The organism is Paraburkholderia tagetis (assembly GCF_022213065.1).
Taxonomy (GTDB): Bacteria; Pseudomonadota; Gammaproteobacteria; order Burkholderiales; family Burkholderiaceae; genus Paraburkholderia; species Paraburkholderia tagetis.
Window position 1 is genome coordinate 12,259 of the sequence record NZ_JAKLJA010000010.1, and the last position, 18,953, is coordinate 31,211.

The window sequence follows — 18,953 nt, forward strand, 5'->3', positions numbered from 1 at the left end:
CGCAGGAATTACGCGTAAGCCGGGCGATGCTCGCCACGCGTTTCGCCGAGATAGCGATAGACCGAGAGATCGTCGGACTTGATCGCCGGCTGCTTGCCCGAGATGAGGTCGGCGAGCAACTGGCCCGAGCCGCACGACATCGTCCAGCCGAGCGTGCCGTGGCCCGTGTTCAGGAACAGGTTCGAGAACGGCGTGCGGCCCACCACCGGCGTGCCGTCCGGCGTCATCGGGCGCAGGCCGGTCCAGAAGGTGGCTTGCGAGGTGTCGCCGCCGCCCGGGAACAGGTCGTTCACGCACATTTCGAGCGTCTCGCGCCGCGCCTGCTTGAGCGTCTTGTCGTAGCCCACGATCTCGGCCATGCCGCCCACGCGGATGCGGTCGTCGAAACGCGTGATCGCGATCTTGTAGGTTTCGTCGAGCACGGTGGAGACCGGCGCGGCGCCCGCGTTGACGATCGGCGCCGTGATCGAGTAGCCCTTGAGCGGGTAGACCGGAATCTTCACGAGACCGGCCAGCATCTTCGTGGAGAACGAGCCGAGCGCGACGACATACGAGTCCGCGCGCACGAGTTCCTTGCCGCACTGCACGCCCGCGATGCGCTCGCCTTGCACAGCGAGGCCGTCGATCGGCGTGTTGTAGCGGAACTTGACGCCCAGTTCCTTGGCCATCTTCGCGAGGCGCGTGGTGAAGAGCTGGCAGTCGCCGGTTTCGTCGCCGGGCAGGCGCAGGCCGCCGGTGAGCTTGTGCGAAACCGCGGCGAGCGCCGGTTCGGCGCGGCCGAGTTCGGCGGCGGTGAGCAGCTCGTATGGGACGTTCGCTTCCTTCAACACGGCGATGTCCTTCGCTGCGCCGTCGAACTGCTGCTGCGTGCGGAACACTTGCAGCGTGCCGCCCGTGCGGCCTTCGTACTGGATGCCGGTGTCGGCGCGCAGCGCCTGGAGGCAATCGCGGCTGTATTCGGCGAGGCGCACCATGCGGCCCTTGTTGAGCGCATAGCGTTCGGTCGTGCAGTTTTGCAGCATTTGCCACATCCACTGCAACTGGAACTTCGTGCCGTCGAGGCGGATGGCTAGCGGCGCATGCTTCTCGAACATCCACTTGATCGCCTTGAGCGGCACGCCCGGTGCGGCCCACGGTGCGGCGTAACCCGGCGAGATCTGGCCGGCGTTCGCAAAACTGGTTTCGAGTGCGGGACCGGACTCGCGGTCGATCACCGTGACTTCATGGCCCGCGCGGGCAAGATACCAGGCGCTGGCAACCCCGACCACACCACTGCCTAACACGACGACTCGCATAGCCTGCTCCACATAGATTTGTTAGGGCTACGCCGTCTCGCCAGTGGCTGATGCGCCCGGTTTGGGGTCATCCAGCACAGATGGCATGAAAAATCGGATATAGCCAGTAATATCGACTATGCTATTGCTCTGCGACTAGATTTTGTTATCGTATTTTTTAGATTTTCAGGAAAAAAGCATGAGAACGCAGCGTCAGCCGGTCCGCGCGCTGGACCGGCTCGATCACCGGATCCTGAAGCTGCTCCAGGAGGATGGCCGCATGGCCATGAAGGATCTCGCGGAGCAGGTCGGGCTTTCCGTTACGCCTTGTATCGAGCGGGTCAAGCGCATGGAGCGCGACGGTGTCATCACGGGCTACTACGCACGCGTGAACCCCAATGTGCTGGGCGCGGCGCTACTGGTGTTCGTGGAGATCACGCTCGACCACAAGAGCGGCAACATGTTCGACCAGTTCCGCCGCGAGGTGAAGAAGATCCCCGAAGTGCTCGAATGCCATTTGGTCTCGGGCGACTTCGACTATCTGATCAAGGCGCGCATTGGCGAAATGTCCGACTACCGCAAGCTGCTCGGCGACATCCTGCTGCAACTGCCGGGCGCGGTGCAGTCGAAGAGCTATGTGGTGATGGAGGAGATCAAGGAGACGCTGACGATTGCGGTAGGCGAGTAGCCGCGCGACGGCTTAAAGGCATGCGGCACCCGCGGGACGCGCTCGAAAGCGCCCCGTTTTTCTCCCTCGACAAGGCGTCTCAATACTGTATATTTATACAGTATTGAGACGCCTTGTTGCTTTGCCGTGAAAGACCTTAACCCTGATCATTCGCCTGAGACCTGGTACCCCGTCGCTCCGCCCGCGCCGCGCAAGGGGCGCGGGGCCGTCACGAACCTGCAGGGGCGCTACGAGGTCGATCAACGCGAAGCCTTCGACGATGGCTGGCAGCACGCGCAGCCAGGCGAGGGCGCAGGCGGTCACGATGGCGACGGTGAGGGCGAGTGTGATAGCGCGGACGATCTGGCCACCGAAGCAACACCCGCATTGCGCACCCAGGTCTTCGAGGAGCGCGCGAAGAGCATTCTCACGCGCAACCAGTCGCCCGATATTCCGTTCAACGTTTCGCTCAATCCGTATCGCGGCTGCGAGCATGGCTGCATCTACTGCTTTGCGCGGCCTACGCACAGCTACCTCGGGCTTTCGCCGGGGCTCGATTTCGAGAGCCGCATTTACGCGAAGATCAACGCCCCCGAGCTGCTCGCGCGCGAAATCGCGAAGCCCGCTTACGAGCCTGAGCCCATCGCGCTAGGCGTGAACACCGATGCCTGGCAACCCGTCGAGCGCGATCTGCGCATCACGCGCCGCGTGATCGAGGTGCTGAGCGAGCATGAGCATCCGTTTGCGGCCATCACCAAGTCTTCGCTGATCGAGCGCGATCTCGACTTGCTCGTGCCCATGGCACAACGCCAGCAATTCATGGCCGCGATCACGATCACCACGCTCGACGCCGATCTCGCGCGCACGCTCGAGCCGCGCGCAGCCACGCCCGCGCGGCGGCTGCGCACGATCCGCACGCTCGCGCAGGCGGGCATTCCTGTAGGGGTGAGCATCGCGCCCGTGATTCCATTCGTCACCGAGCCGGACATGGAACGGGTGCTGGAAGCCTGCGCCGAGGCGGGCGCAACGAGCGCGAGCTATATCGTGCTGCGCCTGCCGTGGGAGGTGGCGCCGCTCTTCGAGGGCTGGCTGGAGGCGCATTTTCCGCAACGCGCGGCGCGGGTGATGAGCCGCGTGCGCGATATGCGCGGCGGCAAGGATTACGACTCGGCGTTTTCGCAACGCATGAAGGGCACTGGGCTCTGGGCGGATTTGCTCAAGCAGCGCTTTCACAAGGCCGTGAAACGGCTCGGGTTGAACGAGCGGCGTCACGGCATTCTGGACATGTCGGCATTCGTGCGCGCGAAGACGGTGCGCGAGAAGCCGCAACTCGATTTGTTCTAGTGCGGCCGCTGCGGCATCTGTGGCCGCAGTGCCGATTCCGTGGCTATTGCGTTGCTACTGGGAGATTGCCTTGGCCGCCTCGACCTGCGATTCGAAGTAAGTCTGGAACGAGAGCGCAAGGCCCGTCATCAGCGAAAACGCGCCAAAGAACAGCGAGAAGATCACCACGAAGATCACGGTCCAGCCCGAGCGGCTCGCGCGCTGTCCCGCGAAGGCCGCGTTGAACTGCGCGTCCCACTTGGCGTCGGGGCGCAGCCCGTAGACGATGGCCGCAAGAAACGCCGAGAGCACCGATACGGCGCCGATCGTTGCGAGTGCCCAGCCCGGTATCGAAGCGCGTTGGGTGGCTACGAGCAGGAGCACGCCGGGAATACCGAGCAGCGTGCCGGCGATATGGGCCCAGCCCCATACGTCGCGCATTCCATACAGATAGAAGCGGTGCGCGCCGAGGCTGCCGAACAGGAAGGCGAGGGCAGCAGTGAGTGTCTTGGAGCGAAAGCGTGCGGGATTCTTTTGATTGGACATGAGCAGACGGATTGGGTGACTGCGCGTTGATTGCGCAACAACTGCGTGTGCGATGACTGCGTGTGCAACCGCGCGGGCACGCGCGGACGCGGGCCGCCGGCCATTGTACGTGGCACGCGCTCGCGCAAGCAGAGGTTGCCGCTTATGCCGGGAAATGCCTGAAAGCGGCGGTGCGTGAGTGCAGCGGGGGGAGCGTGCCGCAGCTAGGGCTTCGCGTAGGTCACGCGATAAATCGCGCCCGCGTAGTCGTCGCTGATGAGCAGCGACCCATCGGGCAGCGGCAGCACGTCGGCGGGGCGGCCCCACCCGGTCTCGTCGGGATTGAGCCATCCCTGCGCGAACACTTCCTGATGCGCGTTCGTGCCGTCGGCGCCGACGGTGACGCGCACCACGCGATAGCCCACCTTCTTGCTGCGGTTCCATGAGCCGTGCTCGGCGATGAAGATGCTGTCGCGATACCCGGGCGGGAACATCGAGCCGGTATAAAAGCGCATGCCGAGGGCCGCGACGTGCGCGCCCAGCTTCGCGACAGGCGGCGTGAAACCGCTGCACGGATGGCCCGCACCGAATTCCGGATCGGCCACGTTGCCGCCGTGGCAGTAGGGAAAGCCGAAATCGAGGCCCACGCGCGAGAGCCGGTTGAGCTTGTCGTCGGGGGTGTCGTCGCCCATCAGGTCGCGGCCGTTGTCGGTGAACCACAGTTCGTGCGTCTGCGGATGCCACGCGAAACCCACCGTATTGCGCACGCCGCGCGCGATCGTCTCGTAGTGCGTGCCGTCCGGATTCATTCTGCCGATCATCGCGTAGTGGTCGCGCTGCGGATCGTTCGCGCTCAGGCAGACATTGCAGGGCGCACCCTGCGGGACATAGAGCTTGCCGTCCGGGCCGAAGGCGATGAATTTCCAGCCGTGGTGGCGATCGGCGGGCAGTGCATCGGTGACGATGGCGGGCTTGGGCGGATTGTCGAGATGCGTGTCGATGGCGTCCAGCCTCACGATCTTCGAGACTGCGGAAACATAGAGCGCGCCGTCGTGCCAGGCGACGCCCACCGGCATCGTGAGCCCGGAGGCGACCACGCGGCGCTTGACGACCTTGGCGTCGCGCAGTTCGAGCGCGTAGACGCGGCCTTCCATGCTGCCCACGTAAAGCGTGCCGGCTGGCGAGAGCGTCATTTCGCGCGCACCGGGCACGTCGTCGGCGAGCATTTCGATGTGGAAGCCGGCCGGCAGCCGGATACGCTCGATGGGTGGCGCGGCCAGCGCGGCCGATGCGCTCAGAAGTGCGGCAAACGAGGCAGCAAATGGGGCGACTGGCGAGGAGAAGAGTGGGGCAACAAGCGAGGAGACCAGCGAGGAGACAAGCGGGGCCGCGAGTGCGAGCGGTGCGCAGCATTGCCGTAAAATGCGGGGCGCCGCGCGCGTGCGCGGCGCATCGACATGGCTCAAGTTGCGTCGATGAGGGGCCGGATCTGTGGTGTGTGTGGGCGAAGGCGCGTTGTCGCGCCGCCACAAGCGCTTGATACATGCGATGCAGGCAACGCACCCGATGCGCGAGGTTTTTGTGCTGCACCATGTCGCATAAATCCACGCCCGCCGCCGCTTCGGCGCTTGTGCGCAGCCTTGCCCGCCACATCCGTCAGACGCTGATCGATCGCCATTCATCGTCGTTTCCCCAACGCATTCCCCCGATTGGCGCGTCGTTTTCGCGCCGTTTCCGCCCGGGTCCCGGTTAAGTGTTTGTTATGCCATTGGTTTCGGGCTATAATCGCATGTTTCAGTAGTCCCGAACCCCCGGTTTTCAAGGATTCTAGTATGGTCATCATCCGTCTGGCACGCGGCGGCTCGAAGAAGCGCCCGTTCTACAACATCGTCGCAACCGATTCGCGTAACCGTCGCGACGGCCGTTTCATCGAGCGCGTGGGCTTCTATAACCCGGTCGCCACCAAGGGTGAAACCCTCCGTATCGCGCAAGATCGCGTGACGTACTGGCAAGAAAACGGCGCGCAAATGTCGCCGGCCGTCGAGCGTCTCGTGAAGGAAGCGCAAAAGGCTGCTGCCGCTCAACCGGCTGCTTAAGTCTTTATATGTTTTACCCACGTGCGCGCAGCGTGAGCCGCGTGTACGCGTTCAAGCTGGCTGCGAGGTTTGCCCATGCCCGTGCATGACGACGTAAAAGCGGACAAGGGCGCTGCTGCCGCAGCGGGCGATGTGCCGCGCAAAGGTCCCGAAGGCCTTGAAGCAGGCGCCGAAGCTTCATCTGGCGCCGCGTCGCGCAAGGCGCCGTCGTTCGGCGCGTTCGCGCGCAAGCCTGCGGTACGCGCGCAGGCGCGCAATCCTGTTGATAGCGCGCCTGAAGCGCTCGGCGCGGCCGAAGGCCTGCGCGCCGAAACGCCGGCGAGCTGGCCAGCCGACGCAGTCGAAGTCGGCGCCGTGCTCGATGCCTATGGCCTCAAGGGCGGGCTGAAAATCGCCCCGCACGCGCAAGGCGGCAAGGCGCTCATTGCAGCAAAACGCTGGTGGCTCCTGAAGGGCCGCGAGCATCCGGAACGCCATTCCGCGGTGCGCGTGAGCGCCAAGGTGCACGGCGACAGCGTGGTCGGGCAACTGGGCGGTGTTGCGGATCGCGACGCCGCATTGCAGTTGCGCGGCGCGCGCATCTACGTGAGCCGCGCGGATTTCCCCGCGACCGAAGCCGACGAGTATTACTGGGTCGACCTGATGGGTCTCGATGTCGCCAACGAGGCGGGCGTCGAGCTCGGCAAGGTCGCCGACCTGATCGACAACGGCGCGCAGTCGGTGTTGCGCGTCGAGTACCCGTCGACGGGCAAGGACGGCAAGCCCGCCACCGGCGAGCGGTTGATTCCGTTCGTCGGCGTGTTTGTGAAGACGGTGGACCTGGCGGCGAAGCGTATCGTCGTCGACTGGGAAGCCGATTACTGAACCTGCTGTGCTGATTCGCTGAACGGAGAGAGCGATGCAGTTCGATGTCGTTACGCTCTTTCCCGAGATGTTCCGCGCGCTGACCGACTGGGGCATCACCAGCCGGGCCGCGAAGCAGCAGCGTTATATGTTGCGCACGTGGAATCCGCGCGATTTCACGACCGACAATTACCGCACCATCGACGATCGGCCCTACGGCGGCGGCCCCGGCATGGTCATGCTGGCCAAGCCGCTCGAAGCGGCGATCGGCGCGGCGAAAGCCGCGCAGGCGGAGCAGGGCGTCGCGAGTCCGCGCGTGCTGCTGATGTCGCCGCAGGGCAAGCCGCTCACGCACGAGCGCGTCGTGCAGTTCGCGCAGGAGCCCGGTTTCGTGCTGCTGTGCGGCCGCTATGAAGCGATCGACCAGCGTCTGGTCGACCGTTGCGTGGACGAGGAAGTGAGCGTCGGCGACTTCGTGCTCTCGGGCGGCGAGTTGCCCGCGATGGCGCTGATGGATGCCGTGGTGCGGCTCCTGCCGGGTGTGCTCAACGACGCGCAGTCGGCGGTGCAGGACAGTTTCGTGGACGGTCTGCTCGACTGCCCGCATTACACGCGGCCCGAGGAATACGACGGCGTGCGTGTGCCCGATGTGCTGCTCGGCGGCCATCATGCGGAAATCGAGCAATGGCGCCGCCGCGAAGCGCTGCGCAATACGTGGCACAAACGGCCCGATCTGATCGAGCGGGCCAGGAAGAGCAAGATGTTGAGCCGTGCCGACGAGGCATGGCTCGCTAGTCTCGCGAAGGGCACGAACGAAGCGTAGGGCTTCGGGCGGGTGCAACACGGGGCGTCAAAGGCGGTGCCGCTTCATGCGTGAACGGCGCCAGTTGTGAATCCATCCTCTATCGGGGCCGTAGTTGCTGGAAACGTTCTCGAACGCCAGCGCAGGTACGAACGCCGACAAGATGGCTTACGGAGTCAGTCATGAATCTGATTGAAAAACTCGAGCAGGAAGAAATCCAGCGCGTGCTGGGCGAGAAGACCATCCCCGAATTCGCTCCCGGCGATACGGTGATCGTCAACGTGAACGTGGTTGAAGGCACCCGCAAGCGCGTTCAGGCATACGAAGGCGTCGTGATCGCAAAGCGTAACCGCGGTCTGAACTCGTCGTTCATCGTTCGCAAGATCTCGTCGGGCGAAGGCGTCGAGCGTACGTTCCAGACGTACTCGCCGCTGCTGGCAAGCATTGTGGTGAAGCGCCGCGGCGACGTGCGTCGCGCGAAGCTCTACTACCTGCGCAACCTGTCGGGCAAGAAGGCTCGTATCAAGGAAAAGCTGGTGTCGAAAGACCGCGCAGCTGCTCCGGCCGAGCAGGCGTAAAAGCTGTAAGAAAAAGCACCCCTCGGGGTGCTTTTTTGTTTTTGGCCGCAAAATACGCACGTGTGCCCGAATTCCGAGTCAGCCGTTGATCCGTCCAGTATTTGAACCTGAAAGCCTGCCGATTTTGTCGACGGGCGCCGATCTCCCTCATGTCGCCGCCGGCCGGCTCACGCCCGACGGCTTGCGCGCGCGTTTCGAGCAGCGCTTGCCTTGGGATCCCGAGCCGCAGGAGGCGCGCGTGACTGAGATGCGCGATCCGCGCGAGGCCGCCGTGCTCGTCCCGCTCGCGATGCGGCCGGGTGGCCTCACCGTGCTGCTCACGCAGCGTGCCGACAACCTCAGCAACCACGCGGGCCAGGTCAGTTTCCCGGGTGGCAGCCGTGAGCCCGCCGATGCCACGGCCATTGCCGCCGCGCTGCGCGAGGCGCACGAGGAAGTGAATCTCGACCCTGCGCGCGTCGAGGTGCTGGGTGCGCTGCCCGACTACCTCACGGGCACGGGCTTCAAGGTGACGCCGGTGGTGGGCCTCGTGCATGAGCCCTTCACGGTGATGGCCGATTCGCTCGAAGTGGCGAGCATCTTCGAAGTGCCGCTCGACTTTCTGATGAACCCGGCGCACCACCAGGTGCGCGTGCTGCGTTGGGAGGGCGGCGAGCGCCGCTTCTTCGCCATGCCGTATCCGCAGGAGGGCGCGGGCGTGAGCGGCGCGCACTTCATCTGGGGGGCGACTGCGGGCATGCTGCGCAATTTTTATCGTTTTCTGCTCGCCTGACGCAACGCGTTTTTCGCGGGGCGGCAGGTGCGGCATCGTGATTGATCGCGCGATGCCGCAGCGCAAACTCATGCACTACGGCGCGCCGCTGCGGTGTCCGGGTTGTGTCGCTGTTGTGTCTTTGCCGCCATATGCTCAGGCACATCTGGCCCTGTGATATCGTTGCAACAATTTCTGAAAACCCCTTTTGCAATCCTTTTTGCAACCCGACTTGCACGGCGCGTGGCATGACTTTCTTCTCCGTATTGCTGGCTCTCGTCATCGAACAGGTGCGGGCGCTTTCGCCCAATAATCCGGTGATGGCGCTCTTGCGCCTCAATGCGGACTGGGCCGCGCATGGCTTCGACGCGGGCAAGCAAAAGCACGGCTTGATCGCCTGGCTCGTGGTCGTGCTGCCGTGGACGGTGGCCACCGCGCTTATCTACTACGTGCTCTATCACATCAGCTTCGTGCTGGCGTTTCTCTGGAACGTGGTGGTGGTGTACTTCACGCTGGGCTTCCGGCAGTTCAGCCACTATTTCACCGACATCCATCTCGCGCTGAACAACGACGATGTGCCGCGTGCCCGTGAGATCCTCACCGAGTGGACCGGCATCGACGCCGTGGACATGCCCGTGAGCGAGATCGTGCGCCATACGCTCATCCATGCCGTGGTGGCCTCGCATCGCCACGTGTTCGGCGTGTTCTTCTGGTTTCTCGTGCCGATCGGGCCGGCTGGCGCGGTGCTGTACCGCATCGCCGAATATCTGGCGCGCGCATGGTCGCGTCCCGCCGACGACCGTACCGAAGCCTTCTCGAACTTCGCGCAGCACGTGTTCTTCGTGATCGACTGGGTGCCGGCGCGGCTCACGTCGCTGGGTTTTGCGATCGTCGGCAATTTCGAAGACGCAATCTACTCGTGGCGCAACCACACGAACCAGTGGCCCGACACCAACGAAGGCGTGCTGCTCGCGACCGGCAGCGGTGCGCTGGGCGCGCGTCTCTCGGGGCCGCTCGCGGAGCAATCGAGCGTCGATGCACTGGCCCAGCCCGGCGACGGCGACCCCTACACGGTCGGCGACGACTGTACGCCGCGCACGCTGCAATCGGCCGTGGGTCTCGTGTGGCGTGCGGTGATCCTGTGGATGATCCTGCTGCTCATGCTCACGATCGCCGTCTGGGTCTGAGCGACCCGCTGCCTCGTTTTGCGCACAGGAAAACGGCCCGCTTCAAAGCGGGCCGTTTGCATTTCAGGGGCGCGGCGAGGCGCGCGAAGAGGCGTCAGTCGTCGCGCGGATCGCGCTCGCGGCCGCACTGCCAGCACACGGTGAACTGCGCCTCCAGCGTCTCGCCGCACTGCGGGCAGCGCCACGATGGTGCGCCGGGTGGCGGTCCGTTGGTGGCATCGGCAATCAGCTTGCGTGCGAGCTGTTCGTCGCGCTCGTCGGCGAGCCAGATCTCCGGCGCGCATTGATCGGCGGGAATCTCGCCCATCGCCCCGCTCAGGTAGCGGTTGTGCAGCTCGCACGGCACGCCTGCAGCCGCGAGGATGTTCATCCAGTGCTGGGCGATGATCACGTTCGGCGCGCGCGCGAGCTTGAGCATGGTGGCGGGGGGAGGGCGCGTCAGCGCACGACCTGGCTGATCTCGTGCACGAGCTGCGCATAGAGCGCATGGCGCTCCGGCGCGACCCGGCCGTCTTCGACGGCTTCGAGCACCGCGCAGCCCGGCTCGTGCAGGTGGTGGCAGTTGTAGAAGCGGCAATGCGCGAGCAGCGGGCGGAACTCGGGAAACGCGCGTTCGAGCGTGCCTTCCGTGAGGTGATAGAGCCCGAACTCCTGGAAGCCCGGCGAGTCGATCAGAGCGCCGCCCGGGTGTTCGCCATTGGGGAGTGTGTAGAGGCGCGTGAACGTCGTCGTATGGCGGCCGCTGTTGAGCGCCGTGGAAATCTCGCGCGTGGCGGCCTCGGCGTCGGGAATCAGCAGGTTCACGAGCGTCGACTTGCCCATGCCGGACTGCCCGAGCAGGATCGTGTGATGGCCGTGCAGATGCTCGGAGAGAATCGCGTGCGCCTCTTCGGGATGCTTTTTCTCCGACACTTCCAGCACCGTATAGCCTAGCGCCCGATAACGCTCGAGCCGCTGGCGAGCGAGCGGCAGCGCGGCTTCCAGATCGATCTTGTTGAGCAGGATGATCGGCTTCAGATCGTTGGCCTCGGCGGCCACGAGTGCGCGGCCGAGCAGGTCTTCGCTGAAGTGCGGCTCGGTGGCGAGCACGATCAGGAGCTGGTCGAGGTTGGCCGCGAAGAGCTTCGACTTGAACTGGTCCGAGCGGTAGAGCAGGTTGCGCCGCTCGCCGATCGCGACGATCACGCCCTGGTCCGCCGAGGTCGATTGATACTCGACGCGGTCGCCCACCGCGACCTCGCTCTTCTTGCCGCGCGGGAAGCACTGCAGCGCCGCGCCGCCGTCGTCCGGCGCGACCAGGTAGTGGCGTCCGTGCGCCGCGATCACGACGCCGTGCAGCGTCGCCCCCGTGCCTGCTTGTGCTGCGCTGCCGGCGGCTTTCGTTGCGCGCCGGTTCATGCGTGCGAGAGCAGTCGGTCGATCCGCTGCGAAGCCGGCGGATGCGAGTAGTAGAACGCGGTGTAGAGCGGGTCGGGCGTGAGCGTCGACGCGTTGTCTTCATACAGCTTCACGAGCGCGTTCACGAGGTTCTGCGCGTCGGTCTGCGTGGCCGCGAACGCATCGGCCTCGAACTCGTGCTTGCGCGAGCTGAGGCTGCTGAGCGGCGTGACGAAGAACAGGAGCACCGGCACGGCGAGGAAGAACAGCACGAGGGCGAGCCCTTCGTTGCCGCCGATCAGCGACGGCCGCACGCCCAGGCCTTCGTAGAACCAGACGCGCTGGGTGAGCCAGCCGAGCACGAAGAGCAGCACGAGGCTGATCGCGAACGTGACCACCATGCGCTTGATGACGTGACGGCGCTTGAAGTGGCCGAGCTCGTGCGCGAGCACCGCCTCGATCTCGCTGCCCGAGAGGCGCGCGAGCAGCGTGTCGAAGAAGACGATGCGCTTGGCCGAGCCGAAGCCCGTGAAATAGGCGTTGCCGTGCGCCGAGCGGCGGCTGCCGTCCATCACGAAGAGGCCCTTGGCCGCGAAGCCGCAACGCTGCATGAGCGCCTCGATGCGCGAGCGCAGTGCCTCGTCGCGCAGCGGCTCGAACTTGTTGAAGAGCGGCGCGATGAAAGTGGGGTAGAGCACCAGCACGAGCATCTGGAACACGACCCAGACCACCCAGGTCCAGAGCCACCAGAGGCTGCCCGCCTGCCTCATGAGCCACAGCACGACGAAGAGCAGCGGAATGCCGAACAGCGCGCCGATCAGGAGCCCCTTGATGCGGTCGGCGAAGAAGATGCGCCGCGTCATGCGGTTAAAGCCGAAGCGCTCCTCGATCACGAACTGGCGGTAGTAGTCGAGCGGCAATTCGACGATGCCGCTCAGCGCGAGCACGGCCGCGACCAGTGCGATCTGGCCGACGTAGTCGCGCCCGATCAGGTCCGAAATACCGAGGTCGATCGCTTGCACGCCGCCCAGCAGCGTGAGCGCGATCAGGACGACCGCGGAGAGCACGATTTCGATCATGCCGAGGCGCGTGCGCGCGACGGTGTAGTCGGCGGCGCGCTGGTGCGCCGTCAACGGGATGGTGGCCGTGAATTGCGGGGGCACCGCGCCGCGGTGCGCGGCCACGAAGCGGACCTGGCGCGAAGCGAGCCAGAGCTTGGTCGCGACCATGGCCAGCACGGCGATCACGAAAACGACGCTGAAAGTCAGCGCGGGGGACAACGCAGTTGAAGAGGTCGGCATCCGGGGAGTCCGTGGTATCTATGCGACAATTATATGTTCTCGGCGGCCCGGCCATGGCATCCCCGCTTTCGGCGTGCGAGCCGCGTCGGCATCGGGCGTTAGCGCCGTATTCGCGGCAACATCGCGCGGGCACTTCGCGTGGACACTTCGGCGGTCCGGACCTCCGCATCTCAACCGTTTCAGGCTGTCTCTCATGACTGATATCACTTCTGCCGACCCGGCGGGCCAGGCGACTCCGGCGATGGAGCGCACCGACATGAACTTGATCTGGCTCGATATGGAGATGACGGGGCTCGATCCCGACAACGACCGGATCATCGAGATCGCCGTGGTGGTGACCAACTCCACGCTCGACAAGATCGTGGAGGGTCCGGTGCTGGCGATCCATCAGCCCGAAGCGATGCTCGACCGCATGGACGAATGGAACCGCAACACCCACGGCCGCTCGGGCCTCACCGAGCGCGTGCGCGCCTCCACCGTGACCGAGGAAAGCGCGACTGAGCAGATTCTCGCGTTTCTTTCGCAGTACGTGCCGCCAGGCAAGTCGCCGATGTGCGGCAACTCGATCTGCCAGGACCGCCGCTTCATGGCGCGCTGGATGCCCACGCTCGAGCGCTTCTTCCACTACCGCAATCTCGACGTGAGCACGCTCAAGGAGCTGTGCCGCCGCTGGCAGCCGGCCATTTACAAGGGCTTCCAGAAGCGCGCGATGCATACGGCGCTCGCCGACATCCATGAGTCCATCGACGAGCTCAAGTACTACCGCGAGCACTTTCTCATTCCCGCTGCGGGCGCGGCGAACGATGCCGCACAGGCGGGCAGCACGGCGAAGTAAGGGAGCAGGGCCGGCTTACGGCCTGGATGACCCGGATGATCTGGCGAATGGCGCAGTTCTTTGCGCCGCACCGTTCGCCAGGTCTGAGGCGATGGAGTGGTTACGCGCGCGGCGCTCGCTGCGCGTTCTTGGGCCGGAAAGCCGCGACGATGTTCGGATCGGTCTCGATATACGGACCGCCGATCAGGTCAACGCAGTACGGCACCGCCGCGAAAATGCCCGGCACTTTCACCGTGCCTTGCGCGTCGCGCAGGCCTTCCAGTGTTTCCTTGATCGACTTCGGCTGACCCGGCAGGTTGATGATGAGCGCCGCGTGGTCGTCCGCGCCGTTGCCCTCGCCGTTGCCCGTTTCGCGGATCACGGCCACCTGGCGCGAGAGAATCGCCGTCGGCACGAAATTCAGGCTGATCTGGCGCATCTGCTCGCCGAAGCCCGGCATTTCCCTGGTGGCCACGGCGAGCGTCGCCTCGGGCGTCACGTCGCGGCGCGCGGGGCCCGTGCCGCCCGTCGTCAGCACGAGGTCGCAGCCGAGGCCGTCCACCAGCGCGGTGAGGGTGGCCGAGATGGTGGCCGCATCGTCGTGGATCAGGCGCGTTTCGGCGCGCCACGGCGACTTCAGCGCGTGACCGAGCCACTCCATCAGCGACGGAATGCCCTTGTCCTCGTAGACGCCGCTCGTGGCGCGGTCGCTGACCGACACGAGGCCGATCACCAACTCATCAGGATGGCTGCGCTCAGGCTTCGTCATCTTCGTGGTCCTCGTCGCTATCGTCGCGATCGCCGTGCGGGCGCCGGTTCGCCGCTTCCAACGGATCGTCGGCGCCCTGGCTGCTCAGGTCCTTGATCCACTGGAACAGCTCGCGGAAGTACTTCGGCGGGCGGGCTTGCTGCTGCTCGCGGCGCGCGTTGCGGATCAGCGTGCGGCCTTCCTGCGGATCGGCGCCCGGATGCTGGCGGATGAATTCGGTGAGGGCTTCGTCGCTGGCGAGCAGCTTCTCGCGCGTGCGCTCGATCCAGTGCAGGCGCGCCGTGGCGGCCTTGTTCACGCCACGGTGCTCCTCGAACGCGGTGCGCAGCGCCGCGACTTCGTCCTCGCGCAGGCCGCGCATCATGCGGCCGACGTACTGGAGCTGGCGGCGCTTGCCTTCGTGGTCGGTGATGCGGCGGGCCTCGTGGACGGCGTCGGCGAGGTCTTCCGTCATCGGCATGCGCTTGAGCGCGTCCTTGGGCAGCTCGACGAGCGCGGTGCCCAGCTCCTGGAGCGCGGTCATCTCGCGTTTGAGCTGCGACTTGCTCGGGCGATCGTAGCCGTTGTCGTCCTCGCCGTTGCCCTGTTTGGCGGCAGCGTCGTTCATGGGTTGAATGCGGGTTTTGCGTTTCATGATGCGTATTGTAGCGTGCGCGCGCTGTCGGATCGGGCGCGAGGACGGGGCGCGGGTGGGGCACCTCAGGCCAGCGCGGACAATGCGCCTGCGGTACGCGTTCGCATACCTTGCTATGATCGCGAAACGCGCCTCACTGGTTCCGATGGTTCTTCAGCGTGGCGCATGATCCGACACACCCGACACACGACAAGCGGGCCGCCCCGGCCCGAAACCGGACCGTAACGACAATGGCTGCAGACATCGAAGCCCGGCAACGATTTTTCCCGCACACCCAGGACGAGCTGAAAGAGATCGCGTCGGATATCCTCCGCCACGCGAAGGCGCTCGGCGCGAGCGACGCCGCGACGGAAATCTCCGAAGGCGATGGCCTGTCGGTTTCCGTGCGGCGCGGCGAAGTCGAGACCATCGAGCACAACCGCGACAAGTCGGTTGGCGTGACCGTCTATATCGGCAACAAGCGCGGCAATGCGAGCACCTCGGACTTTTCCGCGCAGGCGCTCAAGGACACCGTGGCGGCCGCCTACAACATCGCCCGCTTCACCGCCGACGACGACTGTGCGGGCCTCGCTGAAGCCGACCTGCTGGAAACCGCGCCGCGCGACCTCGACCTCTATCACCCGTGGAGCCTCACGGCCGACGAGGCCGTCGAGATCGCGCGCCGCGCCGAGGACGCCGCATTCGCCACCGACCGCCGCGTGACCAATTCCGAAGGCGCGAGCGTCTCGGCGCAGCATTCGCAGTTCGTGCTCGCCACCTCGGGCGGTTTCATGCACGGCTATCCCTATTCGCGCCACTACATCGCGTGCGCGCCCATCGCGGGCACGGGCCGCAGCATGCAGCGCGACGACTGGTACACCTCGCGGCGCAGCGCGAGCGAGCTCGCCTCGCCGGAGTCGGTCGGCCGCTATGCCGCCGAGCGCGCGCTCGCGCGCCTGAACGCGCGCGGTCTCGACACGCGCAAGGTGCCGGTGCTGTTCGAGGCGCCGATCGCTGCGGGCCTGCTCGGCGCGTTCGTGCAGGCCACGAGCGGCGGCGCGCTCTACCGCAAGACCTCGTTTCTCGTCGACAGTCTCGGCAAGCCGGTGTTCGCGCCGCATATCCAGGTCGTCGAGGACCCGCACGTGGCGCGCGCCGCGGGCAGCGCGCCGTTCGACGAGGAAGGCGTGCGCACGCAACGGCGCGAAGTCGTGAAGGACGGCGTGGTGCAGGGCTATTTCCTCTCGTCGTATTCGGCGCGCAAGCTCGGCATGCAGACGACTGGCAACGCGGGCGGTTCGCATAACCTGCGGCTGCAAAGCTCGCTCACGAACCCCGAGGACGACTTCGAGGCCATGCTCAAGAAGCTCGGCACGGGCCTCCTGCTCACGGAGCTGATGGGGCAGGGCGTGAATTTTGTGACGGGCGACTATTCGCGCGGCGCCTCGGGCTTCTGGGTCGAGAACGGCAAGATCCAGTATCCGGTCGAGGAGATCACGGTGGCGTCCACGCTGCAGGAGATGTTCCACAGCATCGTCGCGGTGGGCGCCGATACGCTCACGCGTGGCACGCGTCAGACCGGCTCGGTGCTGATCGAGCGCATGACGGTGGCGGGGCAGTAAGCGCGCGGCGCTTTTCTCCGGGCTTTTCTCCGCGCTTTTCTCTGTTTCCCCGCTTCAATGCAAAATGGCACGCCCTGGCGTGCCATTTTTGTTTTTCAAACGCCCGATCGATTGTTCATGCGGGCGCTTGGTGCTCAGTCGCGCCGCTCGTAGGTGACGAACGCGAAGTCGAAGTCGTTGGGCGGATTCGCGTGCAGCGTTTCGCGCGCCGTCTCGCGCCAGTGCGCCGGGTCGGGCGCGGGGAAGGTGGCGTCGCCTTCGAAGTCGGTGGCGATCTCCGTGACGATCAGCTTGTGCGCGAGCGCGATGCCCTCGGCGTAGAGCTGCGCGCCGCCGATCAGAAACGCTTCGGGCGCCTGGTCCTGCGCCGCGAGCGCGAGCGCGGCTTCCAGGTTCGTGACCGTGTCGCAGCCGGGAAAGCGCCTGGCGGCGTCGCGCGTGACGACGATGTTGCGGCGACCGGGCAGCGCGCGGCCAATCGATTCATGCGTCTTGCGGCCCATCACGATGGGCGCGCCCATGGTGGTGCGCTTGAAGAAGGCAAGGTCTTCGGGCAGCCGCCAGGGCAGTTCGTTGTCGCGGCCGATCACGCCGTTGCGGGCGCGAGCGACGATCAGGGTGAGCGTCGTCATCGAGAAGTTCGAAGTGCGTTGGAGTGGAAACGTCGATCGCCCCGATTTTACCCGACGCTCTCGCAGCGGCCGTTCATGCAACTGGAAGCTGCTCCCGCGCCCCCCGGACGCCGGCCGCAGTCGGCAGTCCGCGCAGCTCGTCGCTCGCGGTGTCAGGCCTGAGGCTCGTGCGGCAGGTCCGGCTGGTTCTCCGCTTCGCCGCCGAAGATCGTCTTTTCGTCGCGCAGCCCGTGCGTGCCCATGAGCCGGTAGAGCGTCACGCGCGAAATGCCGAGGTCGGCGGCCGCTTCGGCCAGGCGATGGCGATGGCGCAGGAGCGCGGCCTCGATCGCGCGTTTTTCCGCCGCCTCGCGCGCCTGGGCAAGCGATACCGTCTGTTGCTCGGTGAACTGGTCGAGATCGAGATCCGCGGCCGAGATCAGCTTGCTTTCGGCCATCACGATCGCGCGCCGCACGCGGTTGATGAGTTCGCGCACGTTGCCGGGCCAGTTGTAGTTGTATATCGCCTCGATCGCGTCGGGCGTGAAGCCGCGGATTTTGCGCGCGCTGTCCATCTTGAACTTGTGCAGCACATGGTGCGCGAGAATTTCGATGTCCTTGCCGCGCGCGCGCAGCGGCGGTTCGTCCACGCGCAGCACGCACAGGCGGTGAAACAGGTCGGCCCGGAAGTGCCCGTCGCGCATGGCGGCTTCGAGATCGACGTGGGTGGCCGAAATGATACGCACGTCCACGGGAATCTGCTCGTGGCCGCCGAGGCGCTCGATCTTGCCTTCCTGCAAGAAGCGCAGCAGGCTCGCCTGGCTTTCCATCGGCAGGTCGCCGATTTCATCGAGAAAGAGCGTGCCGCCGTTGGCCGATTCCACGCGTCCGATCTTGCGCTGGTTCGCGCCCGTAAATGCGCCGCGCTCGTAGCCGAACAGTTCGGATTGCAGAAGATGATGCGGGATCGCGCCGCAATTGATCGGCACGAACGGCGCCTTGCGGCGTGCCGAGCGTTCGTGGATCGCGAGCGCGGTGAGCTCCTTGCCGGTGCCCGATTCGCCCGAGATGAACACCGACGCGTCCGTGTTCGCCACCTTGCGGATCGTGCGAAAGAGCTGCTGCATCGCTTCGCAGGTGCCCACCATCTCATCTTCGTCCTGACTTGGGGCCGAGGCGGGCGCATCGTCGAGATCGCACAGCGTGACCATGCCGAACGCGTGGCCCACGAGGTAGTCGAGCGTTGCCGGCGCGATCGGCAGTTGCACGTAGTCGAAGCAGTAGTGGCGGATGAGGCGCCGCACTTCGGGATCGGTGAGACGCTTGGCGTCGGTGAGCGCGATCCAGCCCACCTGCTGCAGCCGCAGCACCGCTTCGAGCCCGGCCAGGTCGCGCGCCGCGAAGCTGGTCAGGTCGACGATGCCCGCGCACGTCGGTCCGGCTTTGGCGAGCCGCGTCGCTTCGTGCGCGCTCTTGGCCGTCGCGACTTCCCAGCCGCGGCTGCGCAGATACGCGCCTAGCTGCGTGTCCGGCACGCGGGCGACGTATAGCAGCGCGCGGTCGGTATCGGCTAGCGGGCTGCTGTCGGGACTGCTGCCGGGGCTGCTGCCGGGGCTGCAATCGGGGCTGCTGCCGGCGCTGCTATCTGGTTTGCTATCGGGGCTGCCATCGAGCCTGCCATCGGGTGTGCGGTCTGCCGCATCGAGCCCGCGCGGTCCGGTTGCGCCTACGCCGTCCGCCGCTGCGATGGGGCGCGGCGGCGCTGCCGCCATGGCGAGCCGCTGGCCCGCCCCGGCCAAA

At 65.8% G+C, this 18,953-nt stretch carries 20 protein-coding genes; 10 read left to right on the plus strand and 10 right to left on the minus strand.

Annotated elements, in window-relative coordinates:
• Positions 1-8: 8 nt before the first annotated feature.
• Complete coding sequence (locus tag L5014_RS14375) at positions 9-1,295, minus strand: D-amino acid dehydrogenase (protein WP_238464412.1); 1,287 nt, start codon at positions 1,293-1,295, stop codon at positions 9-11.
• Between the two features lie 178 nt (positions 1,296-1,473).
• On the opposite strand from L5014_RS14375, the gene L5014_RS14380 reads away from it, so the two are divergent.
• Both L5014_RS14380 and L5014_RS14385 read left to right on the plus strand, forming a co-directional pair.
• Entirely contained in the window at positions 1,474-1,962 is a 489-nt protein-coding gene (locus tag L5014_RS14380; RefSeq protein WP_238464413.1) for an Lrp/AsnC ligand binding domain-containing protein, read from the plus strand.
• 126 nt (positions 1,963-2,088) lie between these two features.
• Positions 2,089-3,285 carry a PA0069 family radical SAM protein gene (locus L5014_RS14385; RefSeq protein ID WP_238464414.1) on the plus strand — a complete coding sequence of 399 codons (1,197 nt, stop codon included), beginning with the start codon at positions 2,089-2,091 and terminating at the stop codon, positions 3,283-3,285.
• Between the two features lie 54 nt (positions 3,286-3,339).
• Here L5014_RS14385 and L5014_RS14390 read toward each other — a convergent pair whose 3' ends face one another.
• Together L5014_RS14390 and L5014_RS14395 are read right to left on the minus strand one after the other, a co-directional pair.
• Positions 3,340-3,810 carry an NINE protein gene (locus L5014_RS14390; RefSeq protein WP_238464415.1) on the minus strand — a complete coding sequence of 157 codons (471 nt, stop codon included), beginning with the start codon at positions 3,808-3,810 and terminating at the stop codon, positions 3,340-3,342.
• A 203-nt stretch (positions 3,811-4,013) separates the two neighbouring features.
• Positions 4,014-5,159, minus strand: coding sequence for a PQQ-dependent sugar dehydrogenase (locus L5014_RS14395; protein ID WP_420800072.1), 1,146 nt, complete (start codon positions 5,157-5,159; stop codon positions 4,014-4,016).
• Positions 5,160-5,621: 462 nt separating this feature from the next.
• On the opposite strand from L5014_RS14395, the gene rpsP reads away from it, so the two are divergent.
• The 6 genes from rpsP to L5014_RS14425 all read left to right on the plus strand — a co-directional run bounded on the left by rpsP (position 5,622) and on the right by L5014_RS14425 (position 10,046).
• Positions 5,622-5,885, plus strand: a complete 264-nt coding sequence (gene rpsP / locus L5014_RS14400; protein ID WP_028215925.1) for a 30S ribosomal protein S16 — start codon at positions 5,622-5,624, stop codon at positions 5,883-5,885.
• A 75-nt stretch (positions 5,886-5,960) separates the two neighbouring features.
• Positions 5,961-6,749, plus strand: a complete 789-nt coding sequence (rimM, locus tag L5014_RS14405; RefSeq protein ID WP_238464417.1) for a ribosome maturation factor RimM — start codon at positions 5,961-5,963, stop codon at positions 6,747-6,749.
• A 34-nt stretch (positions 6,750-6,783) separates the two neighbouring features.
• Positions 6,784-7,551, plus strand: coding sequence for a tRNA (guanosine(37)-N1)-methyltransferase TrmD (gene trmD, locus L5014_RS14410; RefSeq protein WP_238464418.1), 768 nt, complete (start codon positions 6,784-6,786; stop codon positions 7,549-7,551).
• 161 nt (positions 7,552-7,712) lie between these two features.
• Positions 7,713-8,108, plus strand: coding sequence for a 50S ribosomal protein L19 (gene rplS / locus L5014_RS14415; protein ID WP_238464419.1), 396 nt, complete (start codon positions 7,713-7,715; stop codon positions 8,106-8,108).
• 85 nt (positions 8,109-8,193) lie between these two features.
• Positions 8,194-8,880 (plus strand): CoA pyrophosphatase, encoded by a 687-nt coding sequence (locus tag L5014_RS14420; RefSeq protein WP_238464420.1) that lies wholly within the window; start codon positions 8,194-8,196, stop codon positions 8,878-8,880.
• Positions 8,881-9,107: 227 nt separating this feature from the next.
• Positions 9,108-10,046: a CobD/CbiB family protein gene (locus tag L5014_RS14425; RefSeq protein ID WP_238464421.1), complete on the plus strand. Its 939-nt coding sequence runs from the start codon at positions 9,108-9,110 to the stop codon at positions 10,044-10,046.
• A gap of 94 nt (positions 10,047-10,140) precedes the next feature.
• Here the strand turns inward: L5014_RS14425 and L5014_RS14430 are convergent, their stop codons facing one another.
• From L5014_RS14430 to L5014_RS14440, 3 genes are read right to left on the minus strand one after another with little or no spacing between them, the layout of a single operon-like run.
• On the minus strand, positions 10,141-10,464 hold the full coding sequence (locus L5014_RS14430) for a putative signal transducing protein (RefSeq protein WP_238464422.1): 324 nt from the start codon (positions 10,462-10,464) through the stop codon (positions 10,141-10,143).
• Positions 10,465-10,484: 20 nt separating this feature from the next.
• Positions 10,485-11,444: a ribosome small subunit-dependent GTPase A gene (gene rsgA / locus L5014_RS14435; RefSeq protein WP_238464423.1), complete on the minus strand. Its 960-nt coding sequence runs from the start codon at positions 11,442-11,444 to the stop codon at positions 10,485-10,487.
• A complete protein-coding gene (locus L5014_RS14440) occupies positions 11,441-12,724 on the minus strand; it encodes a M48 family metallopeptidase (protein WP_238464424.1) in 1,284 nt (427 codons plus the stop codon). Before L5014_RS14440 ends, rsgA begins: the two co-directional genes overlap by 4 nt.
• Positions 12,725-12,917: 193 nt before the next feature.
• Between L5014_RS14440 and orn the strand changes: the two genes are divergently transcribed.
• A complete protein-coding gene (orn, locus tag L5014_RS14445) occupies positions 12,918-13,559 on the plus strand; it encodes an oligoribonuclease (protein ID WP_238464425.1) in 642 nt (213 codons plus the stop codon).
• Between the two features lie 100 nt (positions 13,560-13,659).
• On the opposite strand, the gene mog is transcribed toward orn, so the two are convergent.
• Positions 13,660-14,307 carry a molybdopterin adenylyltransferase gene (gene mog, locus L5014_RS14450; protein ID WP_238464426.1) on the minus strand — a complete coding sequence of 216 codons (648 nt, stop codon included), beginning with the start codon at positions 14,305-14,307 and terminating at the stop codon, positions 13,660-13,662.
• The gene (gene yjgA, locus L5014_RS14455; protein ID WP_274389373.1) at positions 14,294-14,941 is read right to left on the minus strand and encodes a ribosome biogenesis factor YjgA; all 648 of its coding nucleotides are present in this window, start codon (positions 14,939-14,941) and stop codon (positions 14,294-14,296) included. Before yjgA ends, mog begins: the two co-directional genes overlap by 14 nt.
• 230 nt (positions 14,942-15,171) lie before the next feature.
• Between yjgA and pmbA the strand changes: the two genes are divergently transcribed.
• Positions 15,172-16,542: a metalloprotease PmbA gene (gene pmbA / locus L5014_RS14460; protein ID WP_238464427.1), complete on the plus strand. Its 1,371-nt coding sequence runs from the start codon at positions 15,172-15,174 to the stop codon at positions 16,540-16,542.
• 134 nt (positions 16,543-16,676) lie between these two features.
• Here pmbA and L5014_RS14465 read toward each other — a convergent pair whose 3' ends face one another.
• Together L5014_RS14465 and L5014_RS14470 are read right to left on the minus strand one after the other, a co-directional pair.
• Positions 16,677-17,174 (minus strand): dihydrofolate reductase, encoded by a 498-nt coding sequence (locus L5014_RS14465; RefSeq protein ID WP_238464428.1) that lies wholly within the window; start codon positions 17,172-17,174, stop codon positions 16,677-16,679.
• A gap of 152 nt (positions 17,175-17,326) precedes the next feature.
• Entirely contained in the window at positions 17,327-18,925 is a 1,599-nt protein-coding gene (locus L5014_RS14470; RefSeq protein WP_274389375.1) for a sigma-54 dependent transcriptional regulator, read from the minus strand.
• Positions 18,926-18,953 lie beyond the last annotated feature (28 nt).